Here is a 6,859-nt window from a genome sequence, read left to right on the forward strand (position 1 = left end):
CGCCGACGCCGCTCGACCCCGCTGATGATCTCCATCCCACCCACCTGCCCTTACCGACACTCTTACGAACGTCAGTAAGATCAGCGGGCACCCAGGCCAGGGAAGGCGGCCGTCGGCGGATGGGTACGCACCAGCCCACCATCGACTACGTTAAGCGGCGGACCCGTGAAGGGAAAAGCAAACCCGAGATCATCCGCTGCCTCAAGCGGTTCGTGGCACGCGAGATCTTTGGCTATCTCTGCCGTAAGCCCAAGGCTGCCCGAGAGGAGACAGTCTCCGCTTGACGCATATAGGAGCATCAATGTCTTCATCGAGCGGCTGTGGCGCAGCCTGAAATACGAGTGCGTCTACCTGCACGCCTTCGAGACCGGCTCCGAACTGCGGGCCGGGCTGACCAGTTGGATCGGCTACTACAATACCCGACGCCCGCACAGCTCCTTGGCCGGGCAAACCCCCGACGAGGCGTATGGGGCAAACCGGATGGAGAGATTGGCGGCCTGACGGAAACCAGAACCGAGCCTATCCAGGCCGTCAAACTGTCCGACGGATGGGGACCACCTCAATGCCTCCCGGCCGTCGAAGCTGACCGTGAGTTCACCCTCCTCCATGTCCATGCCGGTGATCACGCCGAGGTCGCCGTTGAACACCTCGCGGTCGTAGCTGTTGGCCACCTGCATGACCTTGTCGCCGGGGCAAAAGGTCCAGCCGAAGCGCTCGACCCGGAGCTCGCCAGGCGGGTTGAGCGCCTGCTGCAGCTCGATATTCAGCGCCCGCGCGCCCAGGCCGCCCCGGTTCATCGGGCAAAGCACCTGGACGTCGCGGACCGGATCGAGCCCGAAGCGGGCCGGGATGCGCTCGCGCACCATGGCCAGCAGCTTGCGGACGCCGTCCTCGGGCTCATCGGCCTCGAGGAAGAAGAAGTCGCTGCCCGCGGCGGCCTTGAGCTCGGGCAGCTGGCCGCGGTTGATGCGGTGCGCATTCACCACGACCTGGCTCTCGGCCGCCTGGCGGAACACCTCGGTCAGGCGCACCACCGGAACCGCGCCCGAGCCGATGATGTCGGCGAGCACCTGCCCAGGCCCGACACTCGGCAGCTGGTCCACGTCGCCCACCAGCAGCAGTGCCGCCTCATCGGGCAGGGCCCGGAGCAAGGCCCGCATGAGCGGCACGTCCACCATCGAGGTCTCGTCCACCACCAGCAGCTCGCAGCCGAGGGGATTCATCTCGTCGCGCTTGAACCCGCCAGTCTTGGGATCGCTCTCCAGCAGGCGGTGGATGGTCCGGGCCTCAAGGCCCGTGCTCTCGGTCAGGCGCTTAGCCGCGCGGCCCGTGGGTGCGCAGAGGGCCACCTCCACCCCCTTGGCCCGGATCACCTGCAGGATGGAGTTGACCAGCGTGGTCTTGCCCACGCCAGGGCCGCCGGTGATCACCAGCACCTTGGAGGAAAGGGCGAGCCGCAGTGCCTGACGCTGGCTCTCGGCCAGGGCAAGGCCGGTGCGTCCCTCTACCCAGGGGATCGCCTTGTCAGCATCGATTGCCGGCCAGGGCTGCCGGCCAGAGGCGAGGCGCCCCAGCCGCTCGGCAATCCCCTGCTCGGCGCGGTAGAGGCCGGCCAGGAAGACGCAGCGCTCGCCTTCCAGCGTGTCCGCCACGACCTCGCCAGCCTCGAGTTCGAGCGCGAGGGCGGTTTCGATCAGCTCAGGGGAGACCTCCAGCAGCTTGCCCGCGAGCGCGGTCAGTTCGCCCACGGGCAGGCCGCAATGGCCCTCGCCGGTGGCCTCGGCCAGGGCGAAGGAGATGCCGGCGCGCACACGGATCATCGCCGTGGGCTCGATCCCGAGCTTGCCGGCCACGATGTCAGCGGTCCGGAACCCGATGCCGCGGATGTCGCGGGCAAGGCGGTAGGGGTTCTCGGTGATCACCTGCACGGCGTTCGCGCCATAGGTCTTGTAGATCCGCACCGCCCGGGAGGTGCCGACCCCATTGGCATGCAGGAACAGCATGATCTCGCGAATGACCTTCTGCTCGGCCCAGCCCGCGACGATGCGGGCGGCGCGCTTGGGCCCGATGCCGGTGACCTCGCGCAGGCGGTCGGGCTCGGCCTCGATCAGGTCGAAGACGGCCGCCCCGAACGCCCGGACCAACTTCCTAGCATAGACCGGGCCGATGCCGCGGATCATCCCGGAGCCGAGGTACTTCTCGATGCCCTCGACCGTGGTGGGCTGGGTTGCCTTCAGGAACCCAGCCCGGAACTGCAGGCCGTGGGCGCGGTCGTTGACCCAGCTGCCCGAGAGCTGCACCCACTCGCCGGCCGAGATGGAGGCCGCGTACCCGACCACCGTCACGAGATCCCGGTGCCCGCGCGCCTTTACCCGCAGGACGCAGAAGCCGTTCTCGGCATTGTGGTAGGTGACGCGCTCGACCAGGCCGGCCTGCGCCTCGGTGGGCGGGCCGCGATCGGCGGCAGGCAGGGACGGGGCAGCGGCGCTGGGCACCGCCGAAAGATGGTCCGGTTTGGCTGCTAATGGGAGTGCCTGATGACGAGGACTCCCCGTGCGGGCACCGCCGCCTCGCGACTGGCGAACTGCGCGATCGAGATCAGCCGGTCCGGGTCGGCCAGGGCCCAGCAGGCGCGTCAGCGCCCCTCGAAGCCGTCGAGGACCTTGGCAGGCAGCGGCACGTCGAAACCGGCCGGCACCCGCTTGCCGGCGCTCGTCATGACGATCTCCCGGCCGGCGGCGGCATCCACCAGGGGTGGCAACTGCGTCGCAGCGACCCGCGCACGATTGCCGCCGCGCCCCTTCCGGTCGTACTAGGCTTGGCGCGTCTCATCGCCGAGTTCCCCTTCAACCGCGGCCAACAGGGCCGGCAGCTCATCGACCACCGCCGGCCGCAGCCGGGGCAGCTCCAGGCTGAAATACTGGTGCGACACCAGGTCGCGCAGCCCGGCCCAACCGCGCCAGTCCACGTCGGGATGACGGCCGAGCACCTCAGGTGAGAGCAGCTTCACCGCCTCGCCGATCTCGGCCAGGGCGTTCTTCAGGGCTCGGTAGGTGCGGCGGTCTGTCTCGGCCAGCACGGCGAAGGCGGCTTCATCCAGCTCGCCCGCGAAGGCGAGCGCATCCTCGGCGGCGGCGCGGATGTCCTCCAGCCGCTCGCGCGTTCCGCGCCGGCCCGACCTCACCACGCCCGCACGGCCTCGCGTTCAGCCGCCTCGCGCACCCCCGGGCGTAACACTTCGCGCTCCACCAGGTCGGCTGGGGCGCCCAGCAGTTCCGAAAGCTCGGCGCGCAGCGACGACAACCCGACCAGCGACAGCCGCGCTGCCGGGTCGAGGTCGGCGAGCAGGTCGATGTCGCTGCCAGGACGAGCGTCGCCGCGGGCAACGGAGCCGAACACGGACAGCGAGGCAATGCCGCGGGCCTGCAGGTCGCCGGCGCGGTCACGGAGTTGTCGGAGCACGACAGCAAGGGGAGGGGCAGCGCCTGCCTCCTCGGCCAGGAAGCGCTCGACGAGAGAGCCGACCAGACCCTGCACCGTCTCTCCACGGGATGCGGCTGCGACCTTCAGCCGGTCGCGCGTAGCGGAGGGCAGACGGACGGACAGGAAGGCCGCAGGGGTAACAGGGACTGGCATCGACATGGCACCACCATTGCGCACATGTGTACAATATAGGGCTGATCCACAGTCCTATCCAGGAGTTCCTTCAGTGTAAGTAGGCCAAACAGTCGGACACTGTTGGCGAAGTCGGTGGTCAGGTGGCGAGCGCGGCGCAGCGTGAAACATCTGATGATTTGCACTGAGAGCTGAACCGGGACGTGCCGAAGTTTTCGTCGAGAAATGCCCCGTGTCCGTTCACCTCCACGACCGGATGGCAGGGGTTATCGGAGTGATCGACATGGAGTTGTTGAGCGTGACCCGCCAGTGGCATCGCCGGAACCGCGTCCCGATCTGCGAGATCGAGCGGCGGACGGGCCTGTCGCGGAACACGATCCGCAAGTACCTGCGGTCGGACGCCGTCGAGGTGAGGTTCAAGGTCCCCGAGCGCCCGAGCCGCCTGAACCCATTCGCCGACAAGCTCTCGGAGTGGCTGAGGGTGGAGGCGGGCAAGGGCCGCAAGGGGCGCCGGACCGTGGTTTCCGCCGATTTTCGTAGATCTTCCGGTCGAATTCACCCACTGCGCCGACTACGTCGCCCGCCATCAGACGCATCTCGCTGCTGTTCCTACGGCATCCAAAAGAGGGCGTCACCAAAGTCCCCACCGACCGTTTCTCGCACCACCGCCCCTGGTCGCTCAAGAAGCCGGACTTTCCCGGCAGTCGACGAGGGCGGGCCAAGTCGAACAGCCCTCGACACGGGGGCGTCGCCAGAGTCCCCGACTTTCTCGCAACGCCGCACGGGCCTGCTGCCCACCCTTTTCTAGTTTCTAGCACGCCGCTCCGATGCTGGTTCGGGGCGAATCCGGGCCATTCCTCCTTCCGAGGGGGCGTCACCAAGGTCCCCATTTCTTGCAAGGTGCGCTAATCCTCGGCTGGCGCTTGCTGGGATGGCATAGTTATGGCCCTTTTTCGCAAAAGCTGCCTGGGGGGAACGAATTCGCCCCCGTGACGCACTGGGGCGTTTAGGCACACCGCATGCCTTACGGTGCATCCGAAGCCGGCAAATCGGGGACTTTGGTGACGCCTCCCAGTTCACCCTACTGATCGTCTGTCACGAGACGAAGTGGGGCTGATCGACCTCAGTGGGGACTTTGGTAACACCCTTGTCCAGTCTCCTGGATTGCAGGGGAGGCGATGACATGTTCGGCGCCACTCCGATTCGGGGACTTTGGTGACACCAAGCCCGAGTTTTCCACAGGCCTGACCGGGGACTTTGGCGACGACTCTGGGGACTTTGGCGACGGCTGGGACGCGAGGATCAAATGGTTAGCCGACTTATCCCGGGGACTCTGGTCACACACGCAAATAGAGCTATCCAAATAGCTTCAAATAGCCCTGTCGCCAAAGTCCCCGGAGACACTGGGCAGCGATGTGTGCAAATCCGAATCCAGATGGCGAATGGCCGAATCTCCTGAGGCTCCCATGGGACAGATCCACGATCTGATCGAGACGAGCGGCAAGAAAGGCGCCTTGGCGGCGACGGACGAGCCTCGCGATGTCCTTGAGACGGCCGCTCGCTACATGTCCGACGAGGACCACGTTGTCGGCTTCGCTTACAGCGGTTGGGCCCAGTGCGCGCTCCCACATCGCCGCCACCCTGCGGGTGAGGTTTGGGAGGTCACCAACGGTCCTACGACTCTCCTCGTCGAGCCCGGGCACATCATCACCGACAAGGGTGCAGTCGCCACCAGCGTACCTTTCGGCGTCTACGCTCGCCTCATCATGCTTTTCCTCCAGACAGAGGCCATCCGGACCCAGTGCCGTACCATCGAGCTTGGCGGCTCGTGGCGCGCCTGGCTCGAGCGGATGGGCATCTCCTACGGCGGCAAGACTGGGAAACGAGTAAAGGAGCAGGCAGAACTTCTGTCCCGATGCCGCCTCTCATTCCATATCCAGGACGGCAACCGGATGGGCATGGTGAACCAGAGCATCGTCGAGGGCGCCTTGTTCCTTCAGGAACCGACGGGAAACGAGCGTCAGAGCCGCCTATCCCTTGAGGTCGCGGTCCTCTCACAGCCTTTCTTTGATCAGCTCGTGAAGCATGGATTTCCGATTGATGAAGCCGCGATTAGGGGGCTGACCAATAACAGTTCAGCTATGGATGCCTATCTCTGGCTCGCCTATCGGCTTCATGCGCTGAACGCGCCGAAGCGGGTTTCGTGGGCCGCCCTTTGGTCGCAGCACGGCCGGGGCTACAAGGAACTTCGACAGTTCAAGGCGAAGTTCAAGCCTGTCCTAAAACTCGCCCTAGCTGTCTATCGCGAGGCCAATGTCGAGGTCGACGAAGATGGTATCATCCTCAAGCCGTCAAAGTCCCCCGTCCCCACGCAGGTAATCTCACTGCATTCGCGCCGTACAGCCTCGACAAAGAAGTAGCGCGTTAACCCAGATGGTCTTCGGAACACCTTTGCGGGTTGTGTTGCAAACTTTGCGGCGAGGCGCGGATGGCCTGGATAGCAGGCGGATCAGGCAGCAACCTGGAACAGGGACTGCCGCGAAGCTGGGGGTCAGGCGACGATGGCCGCTTGCTGGTGATAGTCGTTGGCAGCCGAGAAGCGCTGGCCGAAACCGGTGCCGAGCGTGCCGTTGTAGACGGCGCAGCGAACCTGGAGCAGCCGGTCGGCGCCTCGGCGGGACCAGCGCATCTGAGGTGGTCCCCATCCGTCGGACAGTTTGACGGCCTGGATAGGCTCGGTTCTGGTTTCCGTCAGGCCGCCAATCTCTCCATCCGGTTTGCCCCATACGCCTCGTCGGGGGTTTGCCCGGCCAAGGAGCTGTGCGGGCGTCGGGTATTGTAGTAGCCGATCCAACTGGTCAGCCCGGCCCGCAGTTCGGAGCCGGTCTCGAAGGCGTGCAGGTAGACGCACTCGTATTTCAGGCTGCGCCACAGCCGCTCGATGAAGACATTGATGCTCCTATATGCGTCAAGCGGAGACTGTCTCCTCTCGGGCAGCCTTGGGCTTACGGCAGAGATAGCCAAAGATCTCGCGTGCCACGAACCGCTTGAGGCAGCGGATGATCTCGGGTTTGCTTTTCCCTTCACGGGTCCGCCGCTTAACGTAGTCGATGGTGGGCTGGTGCCCGCGCATGCGCACGACCACTACGCGATGCAGCGCAGCGTTGGCCTGCCGGTGCCCGCTTCGGCTCAGGCGGTGCTTGCTGGTCTTCCCGCTTGATGCGGGGATCGGGCAGGCTCCGCA

At 65.8% G+C, this 6,859-nt stretch carries 6 protein-coding genes and 4 pseudogenes; 4 read left to right on the forward strand and 6 right to left on the reverse strand.

The window, feature by feature from the left end; translation table 11 throughout:
• Window positions 1–284: pseudogene (locus tag ACO1BU_RS35350) on the forward strand (hypothetical protein); the annotation flags it as partial.
• Window positions 285–300: 16 nt separating this feature from the next.
• Window positions 301–501 (forward strand): annotated as a pseudogene (locus tag ACO1BU_RS35355) (integrase core domain-containing protein); the annotation flags it as partial.
• Here the strand turns inward: ACO1BU_RS35355 and recD2 are convergent.
• From recD2 to ACO1BU_RS35370, 3 genes are all read right to left on the reverse strand, one after another.
• Window positions 411–2,495, reverse strand: coding sequence for an SF1B family DNA helicase RecD2 (gene recD2 / locus ACO1BU_RS35360; RefSeq protein ID WP_424140576.1), 2,085 nt, complete (start codon window positions 2,493–2,495; stop codon window positions 411–413). The pseudogene ACO1BU_RS35355 and the gene recD2 overlap by 91 nt on opposite strands.
• Before the next feature lie 317 nt (window positions 2,496–2,812).
• The gene (locus tag ACO1BU_RS35365; RefSeq protein WP_424140577.1) at window positions 2,813–3,187 is read right to left on the reverse strand and encodes a HepT-like ribonuclease domain-containing protein; all 375 of its coding nucleotides are present in this window, start codon (window positions 3,185–3,187) and stop codon (window positions 2,813–2,815) included.
• The gene (locus ACO1BU_RS35370) at window positions 3,181–3,642 is read right to left on the reverse strand and encodes a nucleotidyltransferase family protein (RefSeq protein WP_424140578.1); all 462 of its coding nucleotides are present in this window, start codon (window positions 3,640–3,642) and stop codon (window positions 3,181–3,183) included. The genes ACO1BU_RS35365 and ACO1BU_RS35370 overlap by 7 nt, the downstream gene beginning before the upstream one ends.
• Before the next feature lie 256 nt (window positions 3,643–3,898).
• On the opposite strand from ACO1BU_RS35370, the pseudogene ACO1BU_RS35375 reads away from it, so the two are divergent.
• Window positions 3,899–4,132: pseudogene (locus tag ACO1BU_RS35375) on the forward strand (IS21 family transposase); the annotation flags it as partial.
• A gap of 949 nt (window positions 4,133–5,081) precedes the next feature.
• Window positions 5,082–6,035, forward strand: a complete 954-nt coding sequence (locus tag ACO1BU_RS35380; RefSeq protein WP_424140579.1) for a replication protein RepA — start codon at window positions 5,082–5,084, stop codon at window positions 6,033–6,035.
• A 131-nt stretch (window positions 6,036–6,166) separates the two neighbouring features.
• On the opposite strand, the gene ACO1BU_RS35385 is transcribed toward ACO1BU_RS35380, so the two are convergent.
• The 3 genes and pseudogenes from ACO1BU_RS35385 to ACO1BU_RS35395 form a co-directional block, all read right to left on the reverse strand.
• Window positions 6,167–6,304, reverse strand: a complete 138-nt coding sequence (locus tag ACO1BU_RS35385; protein WP_424140580.1) for a hypothetical protein — start codon at window positions 6,302–6,304, stop codon at window positions 6,167–6,169.
• 62 nt (window positions 6,305–6,366) lie between these two features.
• Window positions 6,367–6,567, reverse strand: a pseudogene (locus ACO1BU_RS35390) (integrase core domain-containing protein); the annotation flags it as partial.
• Window positions 6,568–6,583: 16 nt separating this feature from the next.
• A partial coding sequence (locus ACO1BU_RS35395) for a transposase (protein WP_424140581.1) occupies window positions 6,584–6,859 on the reverse strand: 276 nt, incomplete at its 5' end.

The sequence above is a fragment of the Roseomonas chloroacetimidivorans genome, from assembly GCF_049629625.1.
Classification (GTDB): domain Bacteria; phylum Pseudomonadota; class Alphaproteobacteria; order Acetobacterales; family Acetobacteraceae; genus Roseomonas; species Roseomonas chloroacetimidivorans.

What these genes read in the sequence shown, in the direction of transcription:
- ACO1BU_RS35370 (WP_424140578.1), bottom strand. Translation starts at nt 3,642, where the DNA reads ATGTCGATGCCAGTCCCTGTTACCCCTGCGGCCTTCCTGTCCGTCCGT.
- ACO1BU_RS35380 (WP_424140579.1), top strand. Translation starts at nt 5,082, where the DNA reads ATGGGACAGATCCACGATCTGATCGAGACGAGCGGCAAGAAAGGCGCC.
- ACO1BU_RS35385 (WP_424140580.1), bottom strand. Translation starts at nt 6,304, where the DNA reads ATGCGCTGGTCCCGCCGAGGCGCCGACCGGCTGCTCCAGGTTCGCTGC.